General features: G+C 58.8%; 25 protein-coding genes, 2 tRNA genes and 1 riboswitch. Of the genes, 14 read left to right on the forward strand and 13 right to left on the reverse strand.

Annotated features, from left to right (window positions below):
• Positions 1-65: 65 nt before the first annotated feature.
• Positions 66-1,187, forward strand: coding sequence for an acyltransferase family protein (locus tag HDE72_RS17555; protein WP_183743265.1), 1,122 nt, complete (start codon positions 66-68; stop codon positions 1,185-1,187).
• Between the two features lie 9 nt (positions 1,188-1,196).
• Here HDE72_RS17555 and HDE72_RS17560 read toward each other — a convergent pair whose 3' ends face one another.
• Together HDE72_RS17560 and HDE72_RS17565 are read right to left on the reverse strand one after the other, a co-directional pair.
• Complete coding sequence (locus tag HDE72_RS17560) at positions 1,197-2,507, reverse strand: extracellular catalytic domain type 2 short-chain-length polyhydroxyalkanoate depolymerase (RefSeq protein ID WP_183743267.1); 1,311 nt, start codon at positions 2,505-2,507, stop codon at positions 1,197-1,199.
• A gap of 24 nt (positions 2,508-2,531) precedes the next feature.
• The gene (locus tag HDE72_RS17565; protein ID WP_183743269.1) at positions 2,532-3,491 is read right to left on the reverse strand and encodes an alpha/beta hydrolase; all 960 of its coding nucleotides are present in this window, start codon (positions 3,489-3,491) and stop codon (positions 2,532-2,534) included.
• Positions 3,492-3,637: 146 nt separating this feature from the next.
• Between HDE72_RS17565 and HDE72_RS17570 the strand changes: the two genes are divergently transcribed.
• From HDE72_RS17570 to HDE72_RS17580, 4 genes are read left to right on the forward strand one after another with little or no spacing between them, the layout of a single operon-like run.
• Complete coding sequence (locus HDE72_RS17570) at positions 3,638-4,567, forward strand: LysR family transcriptional regulator (RefSeq protein WP_183743271.1); 930 nt, start codon at positions 3,638-3,640, stop codon at positions 4,565-4,567.
• A gap of 56 nt (positions 4,568-4,623) precedes the next feature.
• Complete coding sequence (locus tag HDE72_RS28000; protein WP_311735253.1) at positions 4,624-4,764, forward strand: BrnT family toxin; 141 nt, start codon at positions 4,624-4,626, stop codon at positions 4,762-4,764.
• On the forward strand, positions 4,751-4,906 hold the full coding sequence (locus tag HDE72_RS28005) for a BrnT family toxin (RefSeq protein ID WP_311735248.1): 156 nt from the start codon (positions 4,751-4,753) through the stop codon (positions 4,904-4,906). Before HDE72_RS28000 ends, HDE72_RS28005 begins: the two co-directional genes overlap by 14 nt.
• Complete coding sequence (locus HDE72_RS17580) at positions 4,866-5,165, forward strand: BrnA antitoxin family protein (protein WP_183743273.1); 300 nt, start codon at positions 4,866-4,868, stop codon at positions 5,163-5,165. The genes HDE72_RS28005 and HDE72_RS17580 overlap by 41 nt, the downstream gene beginning before the upstream one ends.
• Here HDE72_RS17580 and HDE72_RS17585 read toward each other — a convergent pair.
• The 11 genes from HDE72_RS17585 to ybgC form a co-directional block, all read right to left on the reverse strand.
• Entirely contained in the window at positions 5,162-6,286 is a 1,125-nt protein-coding gene (locus HDE72_RS17585) for a hypothetical protein (RefSeq protein ID WP_183759320.1), read from the reverse strand. The two genes, HDE72_RS17580 and HDE72_RS17585, sit on opposite strands and share 4 nt — an antisense overlap.
• Positions 6,286-7,452, reverse strand: coding sequence for a regulator of G-protein signaling domain-containing protein (locus HDE72_RS27595; protein ID WP_221291307.1), 1,167 nt, complete (start codon positions 7,450-7,452; stop codon positions 6,286-6,288). The genes HDE72_RS17585 and HDE72_RS27595 overlap by 1 nt, the downstream gene beginning before the upstream one ends.
• Positions 7,453-7,645: 193 nt before the next feature.
• Positions 7,646-7,721, reverse strand: a tRNA-Lys gene (locus HDE72_RS17595).
• A gap of 87 nt (positions 7,722-7,808) precedes the next feature.
• Positions 7,809-7,884, reverse strand: a tRNA-Lys gene (locus tag HDE72_RS17600).
• Between the two features lie 202 nt (positions 7,885-8,086).
• Positions 8,087-8,845: a tol-pal system protein YbgF gene (ybgF, locus tag HDE72_RS17605; RefSeq protein ID WP_183743277.1), complete on the reverse strand. Its 759-nt coding sequence runs from the start codon at positions 8,843-8,845 to the stop codon at positions 8,087-8,089.
• A gap of 130 nt (positions 8,846-8,975) precedes the next feature.
• Entirely contained in the window at positions 8,976-9,500 is a 525-nt protein-coding gene (pal, locus tag HDE72_RS17610; protein ID WP_183743280.1) for a peptidoglycan-associated lipoprotein Pal, read from the reverse strand.
• Positions 9,501-9,542: 42 nt separating this feature from the next.
• The gene (gene tolB / locus HDE72_RS17615; protein ID WP_183743282.1) at positions 9,543-10,820 is read right to left on the reverse strand and encodes a Tol-Pal system beta propeller repeat protein TolB; all 1,278 of its coding nucleotides are present in this window, start codon (positions 10,818-10,820) and stop codon (positions 9,543-9,545) included.
• Positions 10,817-11,857, reverse strand: a complete 1,041-nt coding sequence (tolA, locus tag HDE72_RS17620; protein ID WP_221291308.1) for a cell envelope integrity protein TolA — start codon at positions 11,855-11,857, stop codon at positions 10,817-10,819. Before tolA ends, tolB begins: the two co-directional genes overlap by 4 nt.
• A gap of 74 nt (positions 11,858-11,931) precedes the next feature.
• Positions 11,932-12,372, reverse strand: coding sequence for an ExbD/TolR family protein (locus HDE72_RS17625; protein ID WP_260176773.1), 441 nt, complete (start codon positions 12,370-12,372; stop codon positions 11,932-11,934).
• 15 nt (positions 12,373-12,387) lie between these two features.
• Positions 12,388-13,077 (reverse strand): protein TolQ, encoded by a 690-nt coding sequence (tolQ, locus tag HDE72_RS17630; protein ID WP_183743284.1) that lies wholly within the window; start codon positions 13,075-13,077, stop codon positions 12,388-12,390.
• Positions 13,078-13,121: 44 nt separating this feature from the next.
• Entirely contained in the window at positions 13,122-13,523 is a 402-nt protein-coding gene (ybgC, locus tag HDE72_RS17635) for a tol-pal system-associated acyl-CoA thioesterase (RefSeq protein WP_183743286.1), read from the reverse strand.
• Between the two features lie 319 nt (positions 13,524-13,842).
• Positions 13,843-13,966, forward strand: a riboswitch (ZMP/ZTP riboswitch).
• A 111-nt stretch (positions 13,967-14,077) separates the two neighbouring features.
• Between ybgC and glyA the strand changes: the two genes are divergently transcribed.
• The 9 genes from glyA (at position 14,078) to ribD (ending at position 24,206) form a co-directional block, all read left to right on the forward strand.
• The gene (gene glyA, locus HDE72_RS17640; protein WP_183743288.1) at positions 14,078-15,325 is read left to right on the forward strand and encodes a serine hydroxymethyltransferase; all 1,248 of its coding nucleotides are present in this window, start codon (positions 14,078-14,080) and stop codon (positions 15,323-15,325) included.
• 143 nt (positions 15,326-15,468) lie between these two features.
• Positions 15,469-15,930, forward strand: a complete 462-nt coding sequence (gene nrdR, locus HDE72_RS17645) for a transcriptional regulator NrdR (protein WP_183743290.1) — start codon at positions 15,469-15,471, stop codon at positions 15,928-15,930.
• Between the two features lie 191 nt (positions 15,931-16,121).
• Positions 16,122-16,697 (forward strand): type IV pilus modification protein PilV, encoded by a 576-nt coding sequence (gene pilV / locus HDE72_RS17650; protein ID WP_183743292.1) that lies wholly within the window; start codon positions 16,122-16,124, stop codon positions 16,695-16,697.
• On the forward strand, positions 16,694-17,656 hold the full coding sequence (locus tag HDE72_RS17655; RefSeq protein ID WP_183743294.1) for a PilW family protein: 963 nt from the start codon (positions 16,694-16,696) through the stop codon (positions 17,654-17,656). The genes pilV and HDE72_RS17655 overlap by 4 nt, the downstream gene beginning before the upstream one ends.
• Before the next feature lie 19 nt (positions 17,657-17,675).
• On the forward strand, positions 17,676-18,308 hold the full coding sequence (locus HDE72_RS17660) for a pilus assembly PilX family protein (RefSeq protein WP_260176774.1): 633 nt from the start codon (positions 17,676-17,678) through the stop codon (positions 18,306-18,308).
• The gene (locus tag HDE72_RS17665) at positions 18,305-21,946 is read left to right on the forward strand and encodes a pilus assembly protein (protein ID WP_183743296.1); all 3,642 of its coding nucleotides are present in this window, start codon (positions 18,305-18,307) and stop codon (positions 21,944-21,946) included. The genes HDE72_RS17660 and HDE72_RS17665 overlap by 4 nt, the downstream gene beginning before the upstream one ends.
• 24 nt (positions 21,947-21,970) lie before the next feature.
• Positions 21,971-22,453, forward strand: a complete 483-nt coding sequence (locus tag HDE72_RS17670; protein WP_183743299.1) for a type IV pilin protein — start codon at positions 21,971-21,973, stop codon at positions 22,451-22,453.
• 22 nt (positions 22,454-22,475) lie between these two features.
• Complete coding sequence (locus HDE72_RS17675; RefSeq protein ID WP_260176775.1) at positions 22,476-23,042, forward strand: GspH/FimT family pseudopilin; 567 nt, start codon at positions 22,476-22,478, stop codon at positions 23,040-23,042.
• 63 nt (positions 23,043-23,105) lie between these two features.
• A complete protein-coding gene (gene ribD, locus HDE72_RS17680) occupies positions 23,106-24,206 on the forward strand; it encodes a bifunctional diaminohydroxyphosphoribosylaminopyrimidine deaminase/5-amino-6-(5-phosphoribosylamino)uracil reductase RibD (RefSeq protein ID WP_311735247.1) in 1,101 nt (366 codons plus the stop codon).
• Positions 24,207-24,230 lie beyond the last annotated feature (24 nt).

Below are 24,230 nucleotides of genomic sequence, written 5' to 3' on the forward strand. Positions count from 1 at the left end.
ATCATCAGCAAGTCGCTTGCTCGGGATTGTGTTGTTGAAATATAGCTGTGTAGCAAAGGTTGGGCATGAAGGTAGTGGCAAGGGGAGTGGCGGACGAGGCAGTCCGCGCGCAGTTTGGCTGGATTAATGTCTTGAAGGCAGGCGCGGCGCAGCTGATCGTACTGCATCATCTGGCCTTCTACGGCCCCATGTCCGATCACGTGCGGCGCATGCTGCCCGCCTTGCTCGACTGGCTGGGCGGCAGCGCCCGCATCGCCGTGCAAGTCTTTCTCGTCATCAGCGGTTTCCTGGTCGCCAAATCCCTGTCACCGGCCGGCTTGCCGGGATTGACGTCACCGCTGCGCGCCATCGGCCGGCGCTACGCCAAGCTGGCGCCGCCATTCATGGCGGCCACCTTGCTGGCCGCCGCCGCGTCCATCCTGGCAGCCAACTGGATGACGCACGATTCGATTTCCGCCCCGGCCACCCTGGACCAGCTGGGCGCCCACGCGCTCTTGCTGCATGGCGTGCTCGGCTATGAATCGCTGTCGGCCGGCGCCTGGTATGTAGCCATCGATTTCCAGCTGTATGCACTGACGGCATTGCTGCTATGGCTGGGTGGCCATGTGGCAGGCAAGCGCAGCGCGCCCTGGCTGATGCCGCTGGTGGTGACCCTGGGCATAACTGTTTCGCTGTTGCACTTCAACCTGGACGCCAGCTGGGACAACTGGGCGCCTTATTTCTTTGGCAGCTATGGCTTGGGCATGCTGGCCTGGTGGGCCAGCGACGTGCGTCGCAAGGCGGGCGCCACGACGGCCTTGCTGATCATGCTCGCCGTGCCGACTGTGCTGGCGCTGGCCATCAATTTCCGCAGCCGCATCGCGCTGGCACTGGTCGTCGCCTGCGCCCTGTTCCTGTTCGGCCGCTCGCGCACCCCGGCGCAGGGACAGGGCTGGTCGGTGGTCAATCGCCTGGGCCAGATATCGTATTCAGTCTTCCTGATCCACTTCCCCGTCTGCCTGCTGGTCAACGCCGCCTTTATCCATCTTGCGCCGCTGGAGCCGTCATGGCAGGCGCTGGGCATGCTGACCGCCTGGGGCGCCAGCCTGGTTTGCGGCGCGGCCTTCCACCGCTGGGTGGAAGTGCCGCTGGGCCGCGCGGTTCACCTTGCCGTGGAGCATTTCATGATGCGGCCGGTGTTTGTGTAGAAACTGGCCTTATGGCGCGGCAGTGATCTGATGCACCATCGCCATGATGGCCGTCATCTGCGGCGCTGACTTCAAGGCATAGTTCGCGCCCGTATAACCCCACCAGTCCCAGCATCCCTCAGGGTTGCGCGGCTGTGCTGGGGAGGCGATCGCTTGCGGATACAGCACCAGAATATTGTTGGTGTCGGCCCATTCGTTGATGCCAGCCTGCTGCACGAAGGTGTTGCCGATATACGTTTGCCCTTGCTTGCAGCCATGCAAGGCGACCACCACCTTGCACGATTGCGTGGCGCAATTGCCGGGTACATACAGCCACGCCGTGCTATCCATGCTGATGGCGGCGCAATTATTGCCTGAACAAAAAGCGTTCTGATTGATCTGGGCATAACTGCCTTGTGGCATCGTTGTCGGCGCATGCAGATTGCCATAGAACATGGTCAAAAAGGTTTGCTCGGCATTCACGCCACAATTGTTCATGAATGGCGCCCCCAGGTGGCCACAGTCGCTGGCGGCGTCCGGCGTAATCCAGGAGTGCTGCGCGGGCGTCGTATTGTTGTAGACGATATTGCTGGCGCTGCTGTAGTTTTGGTAATAGGTTTGCAGCTGGTCCATCACTTGCTGGGACACCACCGTATCCCTGGTGCCGCTGAACATATAAATCGGTTTGCCGCCGATATTGCTGGTCGGATCGATCAAGCCGCTGTTGGCCATGCTGTCGGTATAGGCGGTCAGTGAGGCCAGCGGGATGCCGCCGTTGGCGCAGGCGGCTTTCCAGCTGGACAGCGCATCCTGGTTGCAATAATAAGGATCGCCGGCAAAGATTGCCGCGCCATGGAAACTGGCCGAATTGGCGATCTGCAGTTGCACCGCCATCGCGCCACCGGAAGAAATGCCGGCCACGGTCACGCCGGCCGGGTCGGCATGGTAGGCGCCCAGCGCAACGGGTGCTGTCGAGGTGGCGGCAAAACTTTGCCCGGCTAGCGTTGCACTGCCCAGCTTGATATTCAGGCTGGCTGGCGAAAACGCGCTGATGCCTTGCATGCTGGGCGTGACGGCATAGCTGCCAGCGGCCAGGCCGCTAAAGGCATAACTGCCGTCGGCGCCCGATACCGTGGAAACGCCGTTGGCAAGGGTCAAGGTCACGCCGGCCAGTGGTGTATTGGCGCCTGCCAAAGTTACCGTGCCACTGATGCCAACCACGGATGAGGATTGTGCCAAATGGGACTGTTGCGGCAATGCCGTATTGCTGCTGCCGCCGCCGCAGGCGCTCAGGGTGGCCGCGCAAGCGAACGCCACAAACAAACGGGAAAATCGGTGCATGAGAAGATTTCTTTCTGATTAAAATCAGTTGATGAAGTGCTGGCGGGTCAGCCATAGCCGGAACAGTTCGGGCCAGGCTTGCTCTTCGGGCATATCAGTCGCCAGACCGACGCCATGGGCGCCGTGCGGGAACAGATGGATATCGGCAGGGATGCCGGCCGCTTTCAGCGCATCGCCGAAGATCACGCTGTTGTGCGGATCGATGCGCTGGTCATCCATGCTGACGAAGAGGAACACCGGCGGCGTGTGCGGGCCGACATGGTCCTGGCCTGACAAACGTGTTTCCAGCTGGCGCAGCTGTGCGCCGTGATAATCCTTCAGCAGATTGCTGCGCGTATTCGAGCTGCCATACACGGCCGGGTCCATGGATATGACGGGATAACCGAGACCGAGGGTATCGACCTTGGCGGAACTGGCATCGACCGCGTCGTGCACAGGCAAGCCGAAATCATCGTCCGGATGCAAGGCCAGGGTGGTGGCCAGATGGCCGCCTGCGGAAAAGCCGAACACACCGATGCGTTTCGGGTCGATGTGCAGTTCGCGGGCGCGATGGCGCATCAGCTTGAGCGCGCGCTGGCCATCCCACATCGGCACCGGATAGCGATACGTGCCGTCAGGGCGCACCAGGCGGTAATACAACACGAAGGTGGTGATATTCAGGCGCCGCGAAAAATACTCGGCCACCGGCGTTTGTTCCTTCTGGTTCTTCAGGTGGTCGTATCCGCCGCCGGCCAGCAGCAGCATGGCTGGCGCGGCCGTATCACCATTAGCAGCCGGGAATACCCGCAGATAGGGAATGTCCTGGCAGGCGTCATCGCCGGCGGCGCCGGGCGCGCGGCCATCCCACAGGCGGATTTCGCCGGCGTCGGCGCTGTCGTAGCAATTTTCCGCCGTCGTGCTGGCGGTGGAGTGGTGTGGCCGCGCGATTGCTTGCTGACCGATAGTCAGCGCCAACATGGACAATAAAACAGTCATTCTACGCATACTAGCCTCTGCCTATGATGAGATGGTGACCGGGTTTTGCAACAAATAGTCACAATCGGTCATATGCCCGGATCATAGGGCGGTCTCGCCCGGCTGTAAAATACAATAAAGTCGCCCTCACCATACTTCCTATATATAGCCAGCCCATGGAACTTCGGCATTTGCGTTATTTCGTCACGGTGGCCGAGGAGGGGAACTTCACCCGCGCCGCACTGCGCCTGCACATGCAGCAGCCGCCGCTGAGCCAGCAAATCCGCGCGCTTGAAGAAGAGCTGGGATTCGCGCTGTTCCTGCGCCATCCGAAAGGGGTGGACCTGAGTCCGGCCGGCAAGGTTTATCTGCAGGAAGCACGCGCCATCCTCGACAAGGTGAAACGGGCAGGGCTGCGCGCAGCGCTGACGGCCTCGGGCATGGAAGGCCTGGTGTCGGTCGGTTTTACCAGTTCCGCCGTGGCGCACCCGCTGATTCCGCAACTATTGCACACCCATCGCGAGCAGCGCCCCCAGGTAGACATCCGCTTTAGCGAAGGCAATGCCGCAACCCTGACCACCGCCGTCGCCAATGGCCGCATCGACCTGGCATTCTTGCGCATGCCGGTCGAGCGCCCGCCCGGACTGGTGTTCCACCGCCTGCTCGACGAAACCATGCTGCTGGTGCTGCCCGCCTGGCATGTCCTGCTGGCGCCGGCAGCCGGACAGGAGCAGATGCCTGGGATCAGGCTGTCAGCCTTGCGCGATGAAAAATTCATCCTGGTGCGCAAACCCGGCGCGCCCGGCATGTATGCCGCCCTGATCGACGCCTGCCTGGCAGCCGGCTACACGCCGCGCATCGCCGCCGAGGTCGACAACATGCTGACCAACATCAGCCTGGTCGCCGCCGGCGTCGGCATCTCCGTGGCGCCCGCCTCCATGGTGGGCTTCCATGCCCACGCCGTCCGCTATTGCCGCATCGCCGACAGCGCCGCTGGCCTGCACGCGCCCTTGACCCTGGTGGTGCGTGAAGACAACATGATGCCGGTAGTGGCGCATTTTATTGATGAGGCAAAACGGCTGGCGGGCTTGGCGGAGTATTGCTGAGTTTTGTCCCGGCTTGAAGGAGGACTGGCTGTTCTTATTATTTGTTACTACAATAAATGATGAGGATCACCTTTGATGCTGTCAAGCGTGAAAAGACGCTCATCGAGCGCGGCTTGGACTTTGCGCGCGCGACAGAGGTGTTTGAAGGGCTCACGATCACGCTGCCAGACCAGCGCCAGGACTATGGTGTATGGTGAGCAGCGCTTCATTACCGTGGGCTGGCTTGACGAGCGCCTTGTCGTCCTGGTCTGGACGCAACGTGGACTGGCACGCAGAATTATCAGCATGAGGAAAGCAAATGAACGTGAAATCGCAAAATACAGCCAAAGTCTGGCTTGACCCGGACGATGCGCCTGAACTGACGGACGATTTCTTTGAGCAAGGCGTTTGGCAAGTCGGCGACAAACCGATCTCCCGTCCCGAAGCGCAGCAAGAAATGACCCGCCGCCGTGGCCGGCCTGCTGGCAGTGGAGGCAAGGTCAGCACGACCATACGTTTCGACATCGAGGTGCTGGACGCCTTCAGGGCCACCGGTGAAGGCTGGCAAACGCGCATGAATGATGCGCTGAAAGAGTGGTTGCGGGCGCGGCGGGCTTAATGGCTTGGTTCGGGCAAGCGAAGGCTGGGGGCGTGTCTGAATGGCAGAGCTGACCCTGGCTCCTCTATAGTTATTGAGAAAATTTTTTCATAAATGCACCTGACTATTTCTGTCATAACGACGCAGATTAAGTTCCAGTCAATTTTTTCATATTCTTTCCGATGATGAATCGGGCGGAAATGAACTAACGCATTGCGTAATTTATATATTTGCTTGCCGGCTAGATCTTTGATGTTAAGTATTGTTTGGTCAATGGTTATACCTAGCGCTGTGAATAGATCCGGGAACACTGTTTCATCACATAAAGTAAGTAATGAGTTTAAACTGCTTGCCTCGGTTGCTCGCCAGCCTAGAGTTGCCTCCAGGATAATGGATATTTCATTCCAATCCTTTGTTAGGTTGAATTCGGTTGCAATCTTTCCTGCACTCTTGTATGAATATAGAGCCTCAATGCACCTATAAAGAGCTAAAAATAGGCCGGCAGGGTCGGCATCAAAAACAGAGCGGCATAATGTCTGATAAGGTATATGTAGAGAGTCCAAATCGCATAAATTAGTTAGCGATGAGGAAAGGATTTTTTTTATCCAAAAGTCACCATTTTCACATTCCATTGCGCAAAATCGAAAAAATATTCGGTAAGCTTCAGTTTCAGATACTTCGCCCATTGTGAAAACTGATACGCTTGGAAATAAATTTTTCATTAGATCAAGCGAATGGCCTTTGTAGATGTGGCCACTATTAGAACGATCTTGAGCTTCAACTATATTTCGAATTTCATCTGTAGACTTGATAGGTTTTGGAAGAAGTTCTCCAATGATAGTTGTAAAAATTCCTCCGGTTACTTCCACTTCAGTTAACTGTCCAAATATTTCGGCTTCGTCAAATCCGACAAGGCAGAAGTAGGCTCTCCCTAAATGCTCAAAAATGGCTGCGCGTCGCGTTAATGTGAAGTTTAAGGTGAAAACAATTTTTGCATCTGCTAAAAATGCTTTTTCGTTTGCGGTGGGGCCTGCAATCCATCGAGGGGTATTGGCATTTCGTATTGGGTTGCTTCTCCCAATACAATAATTGTCCAAAAAGTGAAAAATTTCAGTATTTGTCGCCGTCATATTTCGAGACATTAGGCAGCTCTCCAGCAAGGCTCCAAGTTTGGCAAATCGAATTTCTCGTCAATGAGAACCTTAAAAGCTTCAAAAAATACGTTCCGTTCAAATCGACCTACTTGTGTAGAACGTCGAGCAAGTACCTCTGCTAAAATATCCAGTTTTAAAAAATCCCCCATTTTTGTGACGGAATACTTTGATATTTTGGAAACTAATGCGGCGCAATATTTAGCGAGTTCTTTAATTATCTTATCTCGGTCGACCGGATTTTTGTCTAGTCCTGGACGTCCTAGAGCATGGAGTGCTATTGCTACAATAAAACCAATTCGCGCAGGCTGCCCATCAAATACATGACGTCCCTTTTGATAACGAGCTGGCCCCGTAGAATATTTCTCGAAAGCGATGTCCAGATTGGTCATCATTTTAAGTGCTTCGTAGAATTGCTCTTGGAATGCTTGGTCGGAAAGATTTTCTACGAAGTCGAGTCGTGAGAACTCCTCTGAAAGCGCTTCTTTTGTATCAACGGTTGTTTTTCGTAGTGAAAAAGCAATATATAATTCGACTAAGGCATCCGAAGAAAATTGTGCAGAACCTATCCGTTTTCCTGGCTCGTCTGGCGTGAAAATGCGATCAATTTGAGGAACGCTTTCCTTGATCTCTTCTAGTAACGGTTTATAAACAACCGATAATTGTCGGCTTAGTGTCCATGGAACTTGCCCAGTGTTTAGCACTAACATGCGATATACTAAGGCACGTACTGATCTTGCCAGCCAAAACTCGACTCGAATTTCCCATTCTAATATTTCTGGCGCCAGCTTGCTCGCCTCGATATACGACGCAGTCCGTTGCATACCATCAATAATGGATAAATTGGCAAGAGAATTTTTGGTTAGAAAACCATTCGGAGCTGTGACTTCTTCCATTGGATAAGTCTTGAACTTCTGTTTGCTTACGACGGCTCCGATAACAACAGGTGGCAACACAGCCCCTTGAGTGATATCTCGCACCATTCGCTCCCGTATTCGCTTTGCCGTTGTAGTTTGAAGAACGTCTCGCTGACCGTTGATACTACCTTGACTGGCATGTGCGGCTTCTATAAGTTTAAGATAATTTTTTATTGTAATAGTAGTTAGGACAGACCAGCAATCGGTACGTGAATCGTGTAACCAAGCAGTAGGTGGCATAGTTAATTCCAATGTATATATTAATTAATGCAATTCTACAGTTGCTTTTACTAAATAGCACTTCCTAGTTTTATAAAAGGCAGAAGTTTCTCCGAGAGGCTACCTTATCTTAAGTGGTGTAAGGCTTGGCACCGGGTGAGAAAAAACCAAAAAAAAGCCCACGAACCTAAATTCGTGGGCTTTCTTAAGTATTTGGTAGGCCGTGCGGGATTCGAACCTGCGACCAACGGATTAAAAGTCCGCTGCTCTACCAGCTGAGCTAACGACCCAAAAACTTTACAACAACTTCGGTAACACTGTGCACTAAAAAAATGCTTGCTATAACAACTGGCAAGCAGATCATTACTGCGTATTCGTGGTAGGCCGTGCGGGATTCGAACCTGCGACCAACGGATTAAAAGTCCGCTGCTCTACCAGCTGAGCTAACGACCCGAAGAAGAAAGATTATAGGGGGTGCCCGTGATTCTGTCAAACAGGACGGGCAACTTTTTCCCTACAGTAGGCTGTCTACTTCACAACGCTGGACAAAACCGTCGCGAGCGGAAGGAAGAGGTGGCCGAGACGCGGAACTGTGCTTCAGCACAGTGAGCATCGAGGCCGCCTATGCCGACGCGCAGCAGGTTTGGTCCGGCGTTTACTTTTTGCCGCCGCGTTCCTTGGCTGTCTGCGCCGCGCTCGAGTCGGGATAACGGGAGATCAGCGCGTTCAGCGTCTTGGTGGCGTTTGGCTTGTCTTTCAGTTCCGTGTAGCAGCTGGCGATGTTCAGCATGGCGTCGGCCGCTTTCGGGCTGTCCGGGTAGTTCTTCACGACGGCTTGCTGGGCCGTGATGGCGCTCTTGCAGTCGCGCTGGGCGTAATAGGCGTTGCCCAGCCAGTATTGGGCGTTGGCCGCATAGGCCGATTCCGGATAGCGTTTCACGAAGGCATCCAGCGAGGTGGCCGCGCCTTTGTAGTCGCCCGATTTGAACAGGCCCAGGGCGGCGTCGTAGGAACCTTGTTCGGATACGCCTACGGCCGCTTCCTGGCCGTCGATGGTGACCTGGCGCGGTTCGAGCTTGCGCAGGCGCGCGTCGAGGTCGGTGTAGAAATCTTTCTGGCGTTTTTGCGTGTTGGCCAGGTCATTGCCCAGTACTTCGATCTGGCCGCGCAGGCGGGCGATCTCTTGCATGGTCTGGTCGTGCTGGTTGATCAGGCTCAAGGTGCTGGTCTTGTCGGCCTTGGTGTCGATGCGGTTGTTGACGTCCTGCGCCAGTGCGTCTACCTTGGCGCGCAACTCCAGGATGGCCTTGCGGGCTTCGTCGTCGTCGAACAGGGCTGCATTGGCGTGCAGGGGCAGGTAGGCGAATGCGGCCATCAGGGCGGCGGCGAGGCTGGCTTTCGAGAATGTCATCATGGGTCGGGCTTTCAAAAGTTACGCAAACATGCAAACGGGGCGGTGACGACTATTTGCCGCGCACCGCCCCATTATTATGCCTATGACTGGCTGCTTAGGTAAGCGCGAAAATCGCGCTTAGCCCAAGATATCAATAAACGATGTCAGCGCGGCGGTTTTCAGCCCATGCTGCTTCGTTGCTGCCTTGTGCTTTAGGCTTTTCTTTGCCCAGCGATACGGCTTCCATTTGGCCGTCTGGTACGCCCAGAGCCGACAGGGATTTACGCACTGCTTCAGCACGCTTTTGGCCCAGGGCCAGGTTGTACTCAGCGCCGCCGCGATCATCGGTGTTGCCTTGGATCAGGATCTTGCGGCTAGGGGTTTTCACCAGGTAGCCAGCGTGGTTTTGCACCACTGCGGTGTCAGCTTCGCGCACGACGTATTTGTCGAAGTCGAAGTAGACGCTGCGGTTAGCCAGCACGCCTTTTGGATCGTCCAGTGGATCGACCGATGCGGTCGTTACTGGCTGAACTTGACGGTTGTCAACTGGAGGAGGAGCAACCACTTCTGGTGCGCGCTCAACGACTGGGGTTTCTGCCAGTTTCACTGGGGTGCTGCAAGCCGACAACAGGGCGGCGGTAGCGGCGATGAAGGCCAAGCTTTTGATATTACTCATTTTTATTCTCCGGGTCATGGTTAAAGGTGAAACTATACTGCTTTACTTCATAAAAGGACCCCAGGTGGGCTCCTTGATATTGCCAGCTTGCGTAGTCAAACGCTGTTTGACGCGGCCATCCACCGATACCACTGCCAGCGACTTGCGTCGTCCGGATTCGGTCGCGTACATGATATATTTCCCGTTGGGCGAAAAGCTCGGTGATTCGTCGTTGGCGGTGTCCGACAGGCGCAAGTCCTGGCCGCTGGCCAGGTCGAGCGCGTAGAGCTGGAAGTTGCCGTCGCGACGGGAAATATAAGCGAGTGTCTTGCCATCGGATGAAATCCGCGGGCTGGTGTTGTAGGGGCCGCCAAACGTCACGCGCTTGGCTTCGCCGCCGCTGGCCGGCATGCGGTAAATTTGTGGTCCGCCGCTACGGTCGCTGGTGAAGTAAATGCTTTGTCCATCGGCCGAGAATTGTGGTTCGGTGTCAATGCCGCTACTGTTGCTGAGGCGGCGCAGACCGCTGCCGTCGGCATTGACGACGTAGATTTGCGTGTGGCCGTCGCGCGACAGGGCGACCGCCAAGCGGGAACCGTCAGGGCTCCAGTTTGGCGCTGAATTGCTGCCTTTTTCATTCGAGACGATGGTGCGCTGGCGCGTCACCAGGTTCTGCACGTAGACGATAGGCTTTTTCTTTTCAAACGACACATAGGCCACCTTGGTGCCGTCCGGCGACCAGGCTGGCGAAATGATCGGTTCGTTCGAGCGCAAGGCAACCTGTATGCCTTCGCCATCGGCGTCGGCCACTTCCAGGCGGTATTCGCGGCCCGTTTGCGTGACGTAGGCGATACGGGTGGAGAACGCACCTTTGACGCCGGTCAGCTTTTCATAGATATCATCGGCAATCTTGTGCGCCAGCAAGCGGTTGAACTGCGGTGCGGCGGCGTTGTTCATGCTCGACAGTTGTACGCCCTTGATGGTATCGAACAATTTGTAGCGCACGTCCAGGCGGCCATCGGCCAGTTGCTGCACGCTGCCGGCGGCCAGCGCATCGGCGCCACGGCCTTTCCATTGGTCGAAATTGATGTTGGCGGTTTCCGCGACGGCTGTATCGGCATCGATCAGCTTGAACGCGCCGCTGCGGGCCAGGTCGGCCTTGATGATGGACGACAGCGGTTGCGGCGCTACCGATTCCTGGTCAAAGTTGGCGATCGCCACCGGAATCTGGTTGCTGCCCACGCCAGTAATCTCGACGCGCAACTGGGCCTGGGCGCCGGTGGCTCCCAGCATCAGTCCCGCGCAGAGCACGACGTAGCTCATTTTTTTCATGATCATCATTTAGGCAAATCCTTCATATCAAATACTGCTTCAATCTCGCGTTCCACGGTGCCGTCTTTTTTCTTCGGCAGTGGCGACGATTTCTTAATGGCGTTTTCTACCGCGTTGTCATACGCGGGCAGGCCGCTGCTTTTGATCTTCCGGACTGAAATAATTTCCCCAGTTGGCAATTGCTCGATCTTGTACACGGCGCGCGGCGCGCCTGGAACGTCAGTGCTGCCGCTATACGCGATATTGCTCTTGATCTTGGTCGTAATGGCTGCGACATAGCCGCTATCCATGCGTGGCGCCGTCGCTTTCGCTGCGGTGCCGGTGGTGCCTGTGCCGACTGCGCCCGTGATGCGGCTCATTTCGTCGGCGCGTGCCTTGTCGGCAGCCTTTTGCTCTGCCGCTTTTTTCGCCTTGGCGGCTTTTTCAGCCGCGGCTTTTTTCTCGGCCTGTTCCTTCTGTTCCTGGTCTTTCTGGGCCTGGGCTTCCGCCTTTTCTTGCGCCAGTTCTTTGTCCTTGGCCTGCTTGGCTTTTTCAAGCTTGTCGGCTTTTTCCTTTTCCAGCTTGTCAGCCTTCTCTTTTTCTTTCTGTTTCTGCTTGTCCTGCTCGCGCTTGGTCTCTTCGCGATCCTGCTGTTCCTGTTTTTTGCGCGCGTCTTCCGCCGCTTTTTCTTCTTTCAGCTTGGCCTTTTTGCGTTCGAGCGCAATCTCTGCCTCGCGCAGATCGACTTTGGGCTCAGGAGCCGCTACCGGTGGCGGCGGTGGTGGTGGCGGTGCAGGTTCTGCCACCGCCGGTGTTGGTGGCGGCGCCGGCTGTGGTTCCGGCTCGGTCGCCACTTCAGGTGGCGGCGCAGCCGTCTGTACCTTCAAATCCCACACTTCCGCTTCCACCGCGACCGGCTCCGTACTTTGCCACTGTACGCCTATCCACAGGAAAAACAGCAGGCCAAGATGCATCGCCAGCGCCAGGCCCAGCGAGGGCCAGCGGCTGCGTTCGCGCGGCACGCTGTAGGGCACGCCGTGTACATGGTCGATTTGTTTGTTCTGCAAGGTCAAGTCTATCTAAAAACGGTGAAGTCTGGTTATGTACACGTGTGCGCTTACTTATTGAGCCACTGATTCACTTATTTGGTCGCCAGGCCTACCCGGTTGATGCCGATCTTCTTGGCTTCCGAAATGAGCTGGATCACGTCGTCGTACTTGCTTTCCTTGTCGCCTGCGATCAGCACCGGATAGTCCGGATTGGCTTCATGCAAGCCGCGCAGATTGCGCAGCAGGGCGTCACGGTTCGGTTCCGTTTCCGGCGCCAGTTGTTCCTTGCCGATCACGCCGATCGACAGCGAGCCATTAGGCTTCAAGACGATCTGGATATAGTCATCGGGCGGTTTCGCGGTTTTTTCCGCGTTGGGCAGATTGACCACGCTGGGATTGTTGGACGACGGCATGACCATGAAAATAATCAGCAGCACCAGCATCACGTCGATATACGGCACGACGTTGATTTCCGACTTGAACTTGCGGCCACGGCCGCCGCGCATGCCGCCGCTATTGAAGGAAGAACCCATCAGCAGTGCCTCCTCTTAGCGCGACTGGCGCTGCAAGATGTTGGAGAATTCCTCGACGAAGCTCTCGAAGCGGATCGCCAGGCGGTCGATATCGTGCGAAAAACGGTTGTAGGCCACCACCGCTGGAATCGCGGCGAACAGGCCGATGGCGGTGGCGATCAGCGCTTCGGCAATGCCGGGCGCGACGGCGGCCAAAGTGGCTTGCTGTACGTTGGCCAGGCCGCGGAAGGCGTTCATGATGCCCCACACGGTGCCGAGCAGGCCGATGTAGGGCGAGACGGAACCGACCGACGCGAGGAAGGCCAGGTGCGATTCCAGTGCATCCATTTCACGCTGGAAAGCAGCGCGCATGGCGCGGCGGGCGCCGTCGAGCACGGCGCCGACGTCCAGCGTTTCGCGTGGGCTATACGAAGCCTTGCCCTTGATGAATTCGCCCATGCCGGCGTCGAAGATGCGGGCCAGCGCGCCGCTCTTGTCGCGGTTGCCGCTGGCGCTCTGGTGCAGTGCATGCAGGTTGCCGCCGGCCCAGAAGCTGCGTTCAAATTCGATGGTCTGGCGGCGCGCCTGGCGCACCGCAAACACCTTGCGGAAAATATAGGTCCAGCTGGTCAGGGAGATCAGCAACAGCAGGGCCATGATCAGTTGCACGATCAGGTGGGCATTGGTGATGAGCGCGAGGAAAGAAAGATCTTGTGAAACGTTCATTGGCTGTCAGTCTGTTGGTGAATTGTCCGGAGGTGGTGGGTGGTTCAGGCGTCGCGCATGCGGGCGGCCAAGTCGTCAGGCAAGGCGCGCGGGCGCAATGCCGCGTCGACACAGCCGATCTTGACACGGGCTGTATTGAGCAGCGTGCCGCCGCACCAGGCTTGTTGCAGGAAAACGATGGAAGCGCGCCCCAATTTTTCTATGCTTAATGTTAATTTTAACGTGTCATCGAGCTTCGCTGGCGCATGATAGTCAGTGCTGATGCTTTTGACGACCAGCGCTGCGTCGTGCTGCTGCTTCAATGCCTGATGGTCGACACCGGTCGCGCGCAACCATTCCGTGCGCGCGCGCTCAAAGAATTTCAAGTAGTTGGCGTGATAGACAATGCCGCCGGCGTCGGTGTCTTCGTAGTAGACACGTACATTCCAGGTAAAGACTGAAGGCATGTTTATTACGCCATATTAATGAGATTGAGCAACATTTTACGCGATTTTTCTTGTTGTAAGGAAAGGCGCTTGCCGAAATACCATGCTTAAAGCGGCCACAAGTTGCACCGCAGCATTGTGAAATGACACAGACTGCGATGACAAGTCTCGTAACATACGCTTACAAGCCATTTTCAAGTTTAAGTCCAGCTTAAGATGCGACCCCTTGACGCCGGAGTTTCCTGTATTTCTGCCTGCCTTTCCGGGCGCGCGGCGATTATAGCCGTACCGTTGCATTCCTTGCTCAATTTGAGCACTTAACTTACAATTTGGCTTCCATTACGTCTCACGTGACTGGCGAAAAGTCGAAATCCTCTCCATACTATGGCGGTCGGTTTCCGGCGAAAGGTGGGCATCCACCGGGAAACGTGAGATCTCATCAGCCGTTCGCCTGGGCAGCCACTATGGAAATGCACGAAGAGGCTGCCTGCTCGATGTTGTTTTTCACTCAACACCAGCTCCCCTCATTCGATCCAATCTGCCAGTACAAGCACCCTCATACTTGGAGTTTTTACATGTTTGCAAAAGATCACACCCTCGCCAACGTCGATCCTGAATTGTTCGCCGTTATCCAGAAAGAAAACGTGCGCCAGCACGATCACATCGAGTTGATCGCGTCGGAAAACTATACGTCGCCAGCCGTCATGGAAGCACAAGGCTCGCAACTGACCAACAAGTATGCCGAAGGCTACCCAGGCAAGCGCTACTACGGCGGTTGCGAATTCGTCGATGTTGCCGAGCAACTGGCGATCGACCGTGTCAAGCAACTGTTTGGCGCCGAAGCGGCCAACGTGCAGCCGAACTCGGGTTCGCAAGCGAACCAGGGCGTGTTCTTCGCCATGCTGAAACCGGGCGACCTGATCATGGGTATGTCGCTGGCCGAAGGCGGTCATTTGACCCACGGCATGCCACTCAATATGTCGGGCAAATGGTTCGACGTGGTGTCCTACGGCTTGACGGCCGAAGAAGACATCGACTACGAAGCCATGGAGCGCCTGGCGCGCGAACGCAAGCCCAAGCTGATTATTGCTGGCGCATCGGCCTTCTCGAAAAAGATCGACTTCGAGCGTTTCTCGAAAATCGCCAAGGAAGTCGGCGCCTACTTCATGGTCGACATGGCCCACTACGCCGGCCTGATCGCCGCTGGCCTGTACCCTAATCCGGTGCCGTTCGCCGACTTCGTGACCTCGACCACGCACAAATCGCTGCGCGGCCCACGCGGCGGCATCATCCTGATGAAGGCCGAGCACGAAAAAGCCATCAACTCGGCCATCTTCCCGGGTATCCAGGGCGGCCCGCTGATGCACGTGATCGCCGGCAAAGCCGTTGCCTTCAAGGAAGCGCTGAGCCCGGAATTCGTCGAATACCAGAAACAAGTCGTCAAGAACGCCGACGTGCTGGCAAAAACGCTGATCAAGCGCGGCCTGCGCATCGTTTCGGGCGGCACCGAATCGCACGTCATGCTGGTCGACCTGCGCGCCAAGAACCTGACGGGCAAGGAAGCCGAAGCCATCCTCGGTTCCGCACACATCACCTGCAACAAGAACGGCATCCCGAACGACCCGCAAAAACCATTCGTCACCTCGGGCATCCGCCTGGGCAGCCCGGCGATGACCACGCGCGGTTTCAAGGAAGCGCAAGCCGAGCAAGTGGGTAACCTGGTCGCCGACGTGCTGGACAATCCGCATGACGCCGCTACCATCGAGCGCGTCAAAGCGGCCGTCAAAGTGCTGGCCGATGCGCACCCTGTGTACGCAGCATAATTGTTTGTCCAGAATGTGTCATACAGAGTAAGATTCTGCATGACACATTCCTGTTCTGCCTGCGGGCGCCCGGAGTGATTCCTGGCGCCCGCTGTTTTTGAGGCGTCCTGTATATAAAACTACTATAAAGTTGTATCTGCCCCATGAAATGTCCATTTTGCCAGCACGGCGACACCCAGGTCCTCGATACGCGCGTATCGGAGGAGGGCGATGCCATACGGCGCCGCCGCCGCTGCGGCAAATGCGACAAGCGTTTCACGACTTACGAACGGATTGAACTTATCATGCCGGCCGTCGTCAAAAAGAATGGCAGCCGGACGGAGTTCGCTGCGGATAAGCTGCGCGGCAGTCTGATGCTGGCCTTGCGCAAGCGCCCCGTCGCGGCCGCCTCTGTGGATACGGCCATCGCCTCCATCCAGGAAAAGCTGCTCACCAGCGGCTTGCGTGAAGTCGATTCCGGTTACATCGGTGAACTGGTGATGCAGGAACTCAAGCTGCTCGACAAGATTGCCTACATCCGTTTCGCTTCCGTGTACAAGAATTTTGAAGACCTGGCTGAATTCCAGGATGCGATTGCCGAAGTAGGGCATCCACGCAAACCCTAAGTATTTTCAACGCATGTTTTTAGTCCGCATGACAAGCGGACTGGTCAATTCAAACCTCGGTATCTCCCTTCTTTTCTGGCTGATCGACACGCTGTTTGCGCTGCCTCATGCCTGAGTTCCATCGCGCGCCTATCGTTTAGCTGGGCCGGGCGTATTTGCGGCCCTTCTTTCTCTGTCAGGAGGAGTGGACCATGGGTGGCGGCAGTCATGGCAGTAGCCTGGTCGAAGTGCTGGTGGCGCTATTGCTGCTGGCACTCGGCATTCTGGGCGGCAGTGTCTTGCACCTGGCGTCCTTGCGTGCGCGCCACGAATCGGCCTTGCTGTCGACGGCGGCGCAACTGGCGGCTGGCATGGCTGAGCGCATGCGCGCCAACAGCGGGCTGGCCGACGCCGACAATCCCTATCTTGATCTCGATTACGATGCCTTGCTCGACGCTGGCGCTGGCGCTGGCGCCGGTGATGGTGGCCAGTCCGCCTGTTTCGGCGCGGCAGCTTGTACCCGCACGCAACTGGCGCAATTCGATATCGCCGAATGGAAGCAGCAATTAAGCTCGGCGCTGCCCGGTGGACGGCTCTTGATCTGCCGCGACCTGCAAGCCTGGGATACGGCGGTCCATGGCTTGCACTGGACCTGCAGCGGCGGCAGCGGCGCGCCCATCGTCATCAAACTGGGCTGGCGTGGCCGGCAAATGGGCGTGCAAGCCACTGGACAAACTGCCGAGGCCTTGCCCAGGCTGGCCATGCAACTGGGCGGGGGGAGTTCATGAAGACTCTTCACCAAAGAGGCATCAGCCTGGTCGAGCTGCTGGTGGCGCTGGGCCTGGGCGCGATGCTGATACTGGCGGCCAGCGCCATGTTGCTGGCCGCCAGCAGCAGTTACGCAGACCAGGCCGCGAACGCGCGTTTGAGCGACAACGGCCGTTATGCGCTCGATACCATCGCCCGCGCCGTGCACCAGACGGCGTACGTGAACTGGGATGCCAGCGCCGCAGCTTTGATCCACTCCCCGTATGACAGCGCCAATATCGCCGGGCTCGATGCACGCAGCCTGGCTAAAAACAGTGACGGCATATCGCTGCCCTTGACGGTGGCGGTGAATGGCAGCGACGTGCTGGCCCTGCGTTATGACGGCGCCGGCAAGGATGCGGGCGGTGACGGTTCCGTACTCAATTGCGCCGGTTTTGGCGTGGGCGCCGCACACACGCAGGCGCAGCGGGGCTGGAGCATTTTTTATGTGGCCCGCGACGACTCGGGCGAAGCCGAGCTGCGCTGCAAATACCGTTCGGCAGGTGGCGGCTGGGGCGCCGACGCCATCATCCGTGGCGTCGACAGTTTTCAGGTCTTGTATGGACTCGATACGGATAGTCCACCGGACGGCGTACCCAACCAGTATGTGAACGCCAGCGAACTGGCCGCGCGCGACGCGGCCCTGGTGCTGGTGGGCGTGGACGCAGCGGCGCAGCAGCGTGACCTGAATCAACGCACGCACTGGAAAAGGGTGGCCAGCGTGAGGGTGGCTTTGCTGCTGCATGGTGAAGCGGGAACGATATCGGCTGCGCAGCCGGGACCGGCGCAATTCGATTTGTTCGGCGCCGCCTATGCCGACGCCTATGGTGCCAGCGACCATGGCGTGCGCATTGTGCGTGCCACTTTGCCGCTGGTCCAGCAGGGACGCAACTACCATTTGGTGCAGCTGACTATCATGCTGCGCAATATGCCGGCCTGAGCGGCGCACGGGAACCCTGATGTCGGGCCGTCAAAAGAAAATCCTGAGGACTTCCGTGCAGCGCGGCATGGCGCTGGTGTTTACGCTGTGTTTGCTGCTGCTCATACTGTTGCTGGGCGTGTCGGCGGCGCAAATGGCTTTGCTGGGAGAAAAAGCTGCGCGCGGCGAGCGCGACCGGCATATTGCTTTTCACGCCGCAGAGGAGGCGCTGATGGATGCGGAACGCGACATCGAAGGCCAGCCGGGCGCGCCAGGCCGCAGCGGCCTGTTCGCGCCAGACAGCGCGGCTGGCTTTGCGGCAAGCTGTGGCGAACAACCGGGCCTGTGCTTGCCAGCAGCCGAACCGGCGCCGCCGGTATGGCTAGTTAATGAGCTCGATGCTGACGATGAGGGGGCGACAGTCGCGTATGGCCGTTTTACGGGCGCTCCCATGCAGACGGGGCAGGGCTTTTTGCCATTCCGGCGCCCCCGCTACCTGATTGAATTGCTGCCGTTTCACGCACCGGGTGAAGAGGCGGGCGCGCCGGCCGGTGCTGCTGCGCCCGCCAGTTATCTCTATCGCGTAACCGCCATCGGTTTTGGCGCCAGCGAGGATACGCAGGTGGTGCTGCAAACCTATTACCGCAAGCAGATGGCGGAGGCGGCGCCATGAAAGCGTTGCGCTGGCTGGTGCTGGTGGGCTTGTTTTTCTTCATCGTTGCCGGCGCACGGGGCGCCACGCCGACGGTGGATTTGAACCGGGCCGATGTCGGCCTGCAAGGGGCGAGGGTGCCGCCCAATGTGCTGCTCAACCTGTCGTTCACCCATGCGGCTGCGGCTGCGGCCTATGTTGATGAGTACGCGCCTACACGCGAGTATGTGGGCTATTTCGATGCGCGCTCCTGCTATGTTTATCCTTACCGCAGCCAGGGTGGCGCCAGCGTGCCGGATTTGCGCGTAGCGACCGCTTACTTCTCCGTGCTCAAGCCGGCCAATACCCAGCATGGCTGTGGCGGCGACAGCTTCAGCGGCAACTTTTTGAACTGGGCCGGCGCCAGCATGCTCGACATCGTGCGCTACGCCGTCACGGGTGGCGACCGGGTGATTGATGAAGTGCGCAAGACGGTATTGCAGCGGGCCTATCTTCCCGACGGCCAGGCCGGCATGGACTTTTACGCCCATGCCGCCTATTTCCCTCGCAAGCTTTTGCACCAGGGCGTGCAAACGGCCACGCCATTTTCGGTGGCGCAATTGGCCATCGTCTCTTGCCGTAACCGCTTGCTGTTTGGCGCTGGCGCGCTGGCGCAGGCTGGCAGTTGCGAGTCGCCCGGCACGGCAGCTGGCTTGGGCGCCTTCCTGGCCCGCGTGCGCGTCTGCGATGCCGTGGAAGGCCCGCTGCGGCCAGACTTGTGCATGGCTTACCGCAAGAATTACAAGCCGGTGGGCGCCGTGCAGCGCCATGGCGGCAGGCTGCGCATCGGCGTTTTTGGCCACTTGAATACGATGCCATCGACGGACACCCATCTGTACGGTGGCGTATTGCGCGCACCGTTGGCGCAGCTGGGAGCGCAGCGTTTTTTATTGCCCGACTTCCTGCCGCAAGACTATTCGGACGCCGAATGGTCTGCGCTGACCGGCGTGTACACGGGCCGTGGCGGCGGGGTGACCACTTACATCAATACCGTGGGCCGCAGTAATGCGCAACTGCCGGGCAGTTATGCCAGGGCGGCGCCGCTGGCTGAACTGCTATATGAATCCTTGCGTTATCTGCAGGGACGCCAAGCCAGCGCTGCAGTGGCGCAAGCCGTCGATGATGGCTTGCCTGTCCTTACGCCATGGACTGACCCGCAAGTGGCCAGTTGCCAGCGCCATATTGTTATGAGTCTCGGCGACGCAGGTATGGCGGGCGACCGTTTTGTGCCGGGCAATTTGCCCAATAAAAGGGACGATCCGGGCGACCGCGCGCGCGGTGTCGATGGTTTTGTCGCGCCACCGCTGGACGTGATGGCCTGGACGCGGGCGGTGGGGGCGCTGGAAGGTAATCTGGCGGGCTTGGAATGGCTGGCGGACGGCATGGGCGGCGCCAGTTTTCATGCGGCGGGCCTGGCCTACTGGTCGCATGTGTCGGCGCTACGTCCCGGCGGCACGCCGGGCTTGCTGACCCATTATGCGGGGGACTTGCTACCTAGTAATAACGCTGCCACCGCTACCACGCCGCTATTATTGGCCGCCAGATATGGCGGTGATCATGATGCGGATGGCGGCCTGCCCAGCCATTATTTGCAGGGCAGCGACCCCGTTGCCCTGATCGCTGGCGTGCGCGCTGCTTTCGTGGCGGCCGACCATGGCGTGTCTGACGCGATGGCCGGTCCATCCTTGATGGCGCTGGCCAGCGGCGCAGAAAACGCCTATCTTTTTCAGTCGCAGCTGCGCTTGGCTGAGAACAGCATGACCCTGTCGCGCCTGCCGTTTACGCTGGGCGCCGATGGCGCCGTGATTGCCGGCAAACCGTTGTGGGTGGCTGGCCAGGCCATGCGGCCCATTTATACGCCAGGCGCGGCGGGTATATTGATTCCGCTGCAATGGTCCCGGCTCGATGCCAGCCAGCGCAGTATCTTCGATGGCCAGGATGGCCTGGGTGTCGCGCGCATCCAGTATCTGCAGGGGGAGCGGACGCGCGAAGTAGGCCAGCCCGGTGGCGTGCTGCGCCGACGCACGGGTACCCTGGGCGCAGCACCGTATGGCAACCTGGTGTACGTGGGCACGCCATCCTTGGGTGTGTCGGGCGCGGATTACGCGCTGCACCGCACATTGCTGCAAACGCGGCGCAAGATGCTGTATCTGGGCGCCAACGATGGCTTGCTGCACGGTGTCGATGCGCAGACCGGTAGCGAGCTGTTTGCTTATTTGCCACAAGCCCTGCTGCACGGCGCGGCCGCCAGTGCAAGCACCCACTACGACGCTGGCCCGCTGCTCGATGGCGCCGCCGCCAGCGCGGAAGTACTGGTGCTGGGGCGCTGGAAAACGGTGCTGGTGTCCGGCATGGGCGGTGGCGCCCAAGGTCTGTTCGCCCTCGATGTGACGGACCCGGAACGTTTCGCGCAAACGGGTGCCTTATGGGAATTTACCGACCGCGATGACAGCACCATGGGTAATCTGCGTGCGGCGCCTAGTTTTGCCCGGCTGAGGGTGAGTGGCAAGGATGGCCTGCCCGTCTACCGTGATTTTGTGGTTGTCTCCAGCGGCTATAACAATACGCTGGACGATGCTCATGCACTAGTCAAGCCGGCCGCCGCCATCTTTTTGCTGGCGCTGGACAAGCCGCCCAGTGCCTCATGGCAATTGGGCAGTAATTACTATCGCTTGAAAGTGCCGCTGGTGCAAGCAGAGGGTGACGACGCTGGCGTGGCGGCGCAAGCCCTGGCGCCGCCCGCCTTGGTGGCTGGCAACGATGGCGCGCTGGCTTACGCCTATGCGGGCGATTTGCAAGGCAATCTCTGGCGCATCGATTTTACTGGCGGGCCGCCGTGGAGCGATGGCGGGGCGCGCAAACTCATCTTTGTCGCGCGCGATGCGAAAGGAGTGCGCCAGCCTATCACCCAGCAAGTGAAAGTGGCTTATGGGCCGGGCGCCGGCTATCTGCTGCTGTTCGGTACGGGCAAGCTGGTCGAAGTCGCCGACACCTGGCCCGCTGCCCTGTCGCCGCAATCGTTATATGCCGTCCACGATGATTTGAGTGAACTGGCGCCCACGCGCAGCCGTGCCAGCCTGCAGCAGCGCAGCCTGGGCGTAGCGACGGATGCTTATGCCGTCACTGGCGCCGAGCTGCGTTACGCCGATGCGGCCACGGACGATGCGGGCGTCAGGCATGGCTGGTATCTGGATTTTAACGGCACGGCGCAGACGGGCGAGCGCAGCGTGCATAGCCCCGTGCTGGCTGCCGGCCAGGTGTTTTTCAATACCGTCTTGCCGGGACGCGATGCCTGCGCCAGGCCGGCCACAAGATTGTATGTACTCGATGTGCTCAGTGGCTTTGCGGCCGATAGCGTGGGCTTGACACAGGCGGGCGCGATCACGGGACGCCTGCTGGACGGTTTGGCGCGTGCGCCGCCGCTGGTGCTGGAAATCAAGAGCAGCGTCGGGGCGGCGGCAGCGGCCGGGCGGGCCGAGGGGCGCAAGCAATTTGCCGTGGTGCAGCCCGGCGTGCCGGGGGTTGCCGTCAAGGTGGCCAGCGCGCCGCTGCCGGCCAAACGCCTGAGTTGGCGCGAAGTGGCGAACTGGCGCGAATTGCATGAGGCTGCCAAGAAGTAGTTGTCACTATTGAAAGGGCGGGCCATGTCACGCACACTGTTTTTTTCTGCGCTCAGGCAGGGGTTCAGCCTGGTCGAAATGATGGCCGTGCTGGTGATTCTGTCGCTGTTGCTGGCGCTGGCCTTGCCCGCCTACTACGGCCATGTCGTGCGGGCCAAACGGGTGCAGGGGCAGGCAAGCTTGCTGCAATTGATGCAGCAGCAGGAACGTTACTACTCGCAAAATAATAGCTATCTGCTCTTTTCGGCAGCTTCGACGGAGCCGTCTGCCAAGCAATTCCAGTGGTGGTCTGGCGATGGTCCTGAAGGCAATGCAGGCCGCAGCGCCTATGAAATCGAGGCCGTGGCCTGCCCTGGCATGCAGATAAAGCTATGCGTCTTGCTGCGCGCCTTGCCGGGCACGCCCAGGGTGGACCAGCAATTCCATGATGCCGATTGCGGTGTGCTGAGCTTGAACAGCGCCGGTGTGCGCGGCAGCAGCGGGCCGGCCGCCCATTGCTGGCCCTAGCCAGGGTTGATGGAGGTGACTGATGTCAGGATATTTACGCTCGCGCGGGCCGGTTGGTCACACCATGCTGGAATTGCTGGCCGTGTTGTCGATCACCGGCTTGCTGGCGGCCGCTGCCTTGCCCAGCCTGCAGCAGATGCTGGAGCGCCAGCGGCTGCGGGCCGCGTCCACGGACTTGTTTTCCGCCATCGAATTGACGCGGGCGCTAGCGATGGCGCGTGGCCGGCGCGTGTTGCTGATGCCGGCCGGGCCTGGCGGCACGGATTGGCGCACGGGCTGGCTGGTGTTTATCGACCGTAATAGCAACCTGGTGTTCGATGAGGGCGACGAGCTGCTGTTACGCCAGGGGCCGCTGGCAGCGGGCATCAGCGTCCAGTTTGCTTTTACATCGGGCACGGCGCCGTTTTATATTGCCTATAATGGAGCAGGCCGCAGTTGTAGCGCCAGCAATAGCCTGGCGGCGCGCTGGGGTACGATGTCCTTGATTTCAGGAAAACAGCGACGACATATTAAAATCAATATGCTGGGCAGGGTGCGCATCTGCGACCCGCAGCAGGCGGTCAATTGCAGCGGCGTGGCGGAAAGCTAGCTGTGCAGTACCGGTCCAGTTGTTATCAGTAACCTTTTCAGCAACCTTCAAGCAAAGTAGCCTGTGGAAATACTCAATGATGTAGATGGCATGCGCCTGGCGTTGGCATGGGCGGCGCGCGGTTTGTACACGACCTCGCCCAACCCCCGTATCGGCTGCGTGATTGTCAAGGATGGCCTGGTGATCGGCGCCGGCGTGACGCAGGCGGCCGGGCATGATCATGCCGAAGTGCAAGCGCTGGCTAACGCCAGGGCGCGCGGCAACGACGTGCGTGGCGCCACGGCCTATGTCACCCTGGAGCCGTGCAACCACCATGGCCGCACGCCGCCATGTTCGGATGCGCTGGTGCGCGCCGGGCTGGGCCGTGTCGTGGCCGCCATGACGGATCCGAACCCGCTAGTGGCAGGGCAGGGCCTGGCCAAGCTGGAAGCGGCCGGCATCGCCGTCACCACGGGTGTGCTGGCAGACGAAGCGTATGAAATGAATATCGGCTTTTTCTCGCGCATGTTGCGCGGCAAACCCTGGGTGCGCATGAAAACGGCGGCCAGCCTCGACGGCATGACGGCCTTGCACAATGGCCAGAGTCAATGGATCACAGGGCCGGAAGCGCGCGCCGATGGCCATGCCTGGCGCGCGCGCGCCTGCGCCATCCTGACGGGCATCGGCACGGTCAAGGCCGACGATCCGCAATTGAATGTGCGCGCCGTGGAAACGCCGCGCCAGCCGCGCCGCATCGTGATCGACAGCCGGCTCGAGATCAGCCTCGATGCGCGCATCCTGCAAGGGGGCGGCACCTGGATCGTGGCGGCCGTGGCTAATGCTGAAAAGCAAGCGCAATTGAGCGCCCTGGGCGCGGAAATCATCCTGCTGCCGAATGCGGCCGGCAAGGTGGATTTGCCCGAACTGATGCTGGAACTGGGCCGGCGCCAGATCAATGAAGTCCATGTCGAGGCAGGCGCCAAGCTGAACGGTTCGCTGATACGCGAAGGCTGCGTCGACGAGTTGCTGGTCTACCTGGCGCCCACCGTGATCGGCGACGCCCAAGGCATGTTCAGCTTGCCCGCGCTGACGGATTTGAGCGGAAAATACGCCTTGCAATTTCACCAGGTTCAGCAGGTCGGCGCAGATGTGCGTATCCTTGCAAGATTCACCGAACGCAATTAATCACTCTTACTTTTTACAGGTTGA

Origin of the sequence: Janthinobacterium saanense, assembly GCF_014200675.1 — a bacterium.
Lineage (GTDB): Bacteria > Pseudomonadota > Gammaproteobacteria > Burkholderiales > Burkholderiaceae_D > Janthinobacterium.

Coding starts and splice junctions, on each gene's coding strand:
- HDE72_RS17555 (WP_183743265.1), top strand. CDS start 66: ATGAAGGTAGTGGCAAGGGGAGTGGCGGACGAGGCAGTCCGCGCGCAG.
- HDE72_RS17560 (WP_183743267.1), bottom strand. CDS start 2,507: ATGCACCGATTTTCCCGTTTGTTTGTGGCGTTCGCTTGCGCGGCCACC.
- HDE72_RS17565 (WP_183743269.1), bottom strand. CDS start 3,491: ATGCGTAGAATGACTGTTTTATTGTCCATGTTGGCGCTGACTATCGGT.
- HDE72_RS17570 (WP_183743271.1), top strand. CDS start 3,638: ATGGAACTTCGGCATTTGCGTTATTTCGTCACGGTGGCCGAGGAGGGG.
- HDE72_RS28000 (WP_311735253.1), top strand. CDS start 4,624: ATGATGAGGATCACCTTTGATGCTGTCAAGCGTGAAAAGACGCTCATC.
- HDE72_RS28005 (WP_311735248.1), top strand. CDS start 4,751: ATGGTGTATGGTGAGCAGCGCTTCATTACCGTGGGCTGGCTTGACGAG.
- HDE72_RS17580 (WP_183743273.1), top strand. CDS start 4,866: ATGAACGTGAAATCGCAAAATACAGCCAAAGTCTGGCTTGACCCGGAC.
- HDE72_RS17585 (WP_183759320.1), bottom strand. CDS start 6,286: ATGTCTCGAAATATGACGGCGACAAATACTGAAATTTTTCACTTTTTG.
- HDE72_RS27595 (WP_221291307.1), bottom strand. CDS start 7,452: ATGCCACCTACTGCTTGGTTACACGATTCACGTACCGATTGCTGGTCT.
- ybgF (WP_183743277.1), bottom strand. CDS start 8,845: ATGATGACATTCTCGAAAGCCAGCCTCGCCGCCGCCCTGATGGCCGCA.
- pal (WP_183743280.1), bottom strand. CDS start 9,500: ATGAGTAATATCAAAAGCTTGGCCTTCATCGCCGCTACCGCCGCCCTG.
- tolB (WP_183743282.1), bottom strand. CDS start 10,820: ATGATGATCATGAAAAAAATGAGCTACGTCGTGCTCTGCGCGGGACTG.
- HDE72_RS17625 (WP_260176773.1), bottom strand. CDS start 12,372: ATGGGTTCTTCCTTCAATAGCGGCGGCATGCGCGGCGGCCGTGGCCGC.
- tolQ (WP_183743284.1), bottom strand. CDS start 13,077: ATGAACGTTTCACAAGATCTTTCTTTCCTCGCGCTCATCACCAATGCC.
- ybgC (WP_183743286.1), bottom strand. CDS start 13,523: ATGCCTTCAGTCTTTACCTGGAATGTACGTGTCTACTACGAAGACACC.
- glyA (WP_183743288.1), top strand. CDS start 14,078: ATGTTTGCAAAAGATCACACCCTCGCCAACGTCGATCCTGAATTGTTC.
- nrdR (WP_183743290.1), top strand. CDS start 15,469: ATGAAATGTCCATTTTGCCAGCACGGCGACACCCAGGTCCTCGATACG.
- pilV (WP_183743292.1), top strand. CDS start 16,122: ATGGGTGGCGGCAGTCATGGCAGTAGCCTGGTCGAAGTGCTGGTGGCG.
- HDE72_RS17655 (WP_183743294.1), top strand. CDS start 16,694: ATGAAGACTCTTCACCAAAGAGGCATCAGCCTGGTCGAGCTGCTGGTG.
- HDE72_RS17660 (WP_260176774.1), top strand. CDS start 17,676: ATGTCGGGCCGTCAAAAGAAAATCCTGAGGACTTCCGTGCAGCGCGGC.
- HDE72_RS17665 (WP_183743296.1), top strand. CDS start 18,305: ATGAAAGCGTTGCGCTGGCTGGTGCTGGTGGGCTTGTTTTTCTTCATC.
- HDE72_RS17670 (WP_183743299.1), top strand. CDS start 21,971: ATGTCACGCACACTGTTTTTTTCTGCGCTCAGGCAGGGGTTCAGCCTG.
- HDE72_RS17675 (WP_260176775.1), top strand. CDS start 22,476: ATGTCAGGATATTTACGCTCGCGCGGGCCGGTTGGTCACACCATGCTG.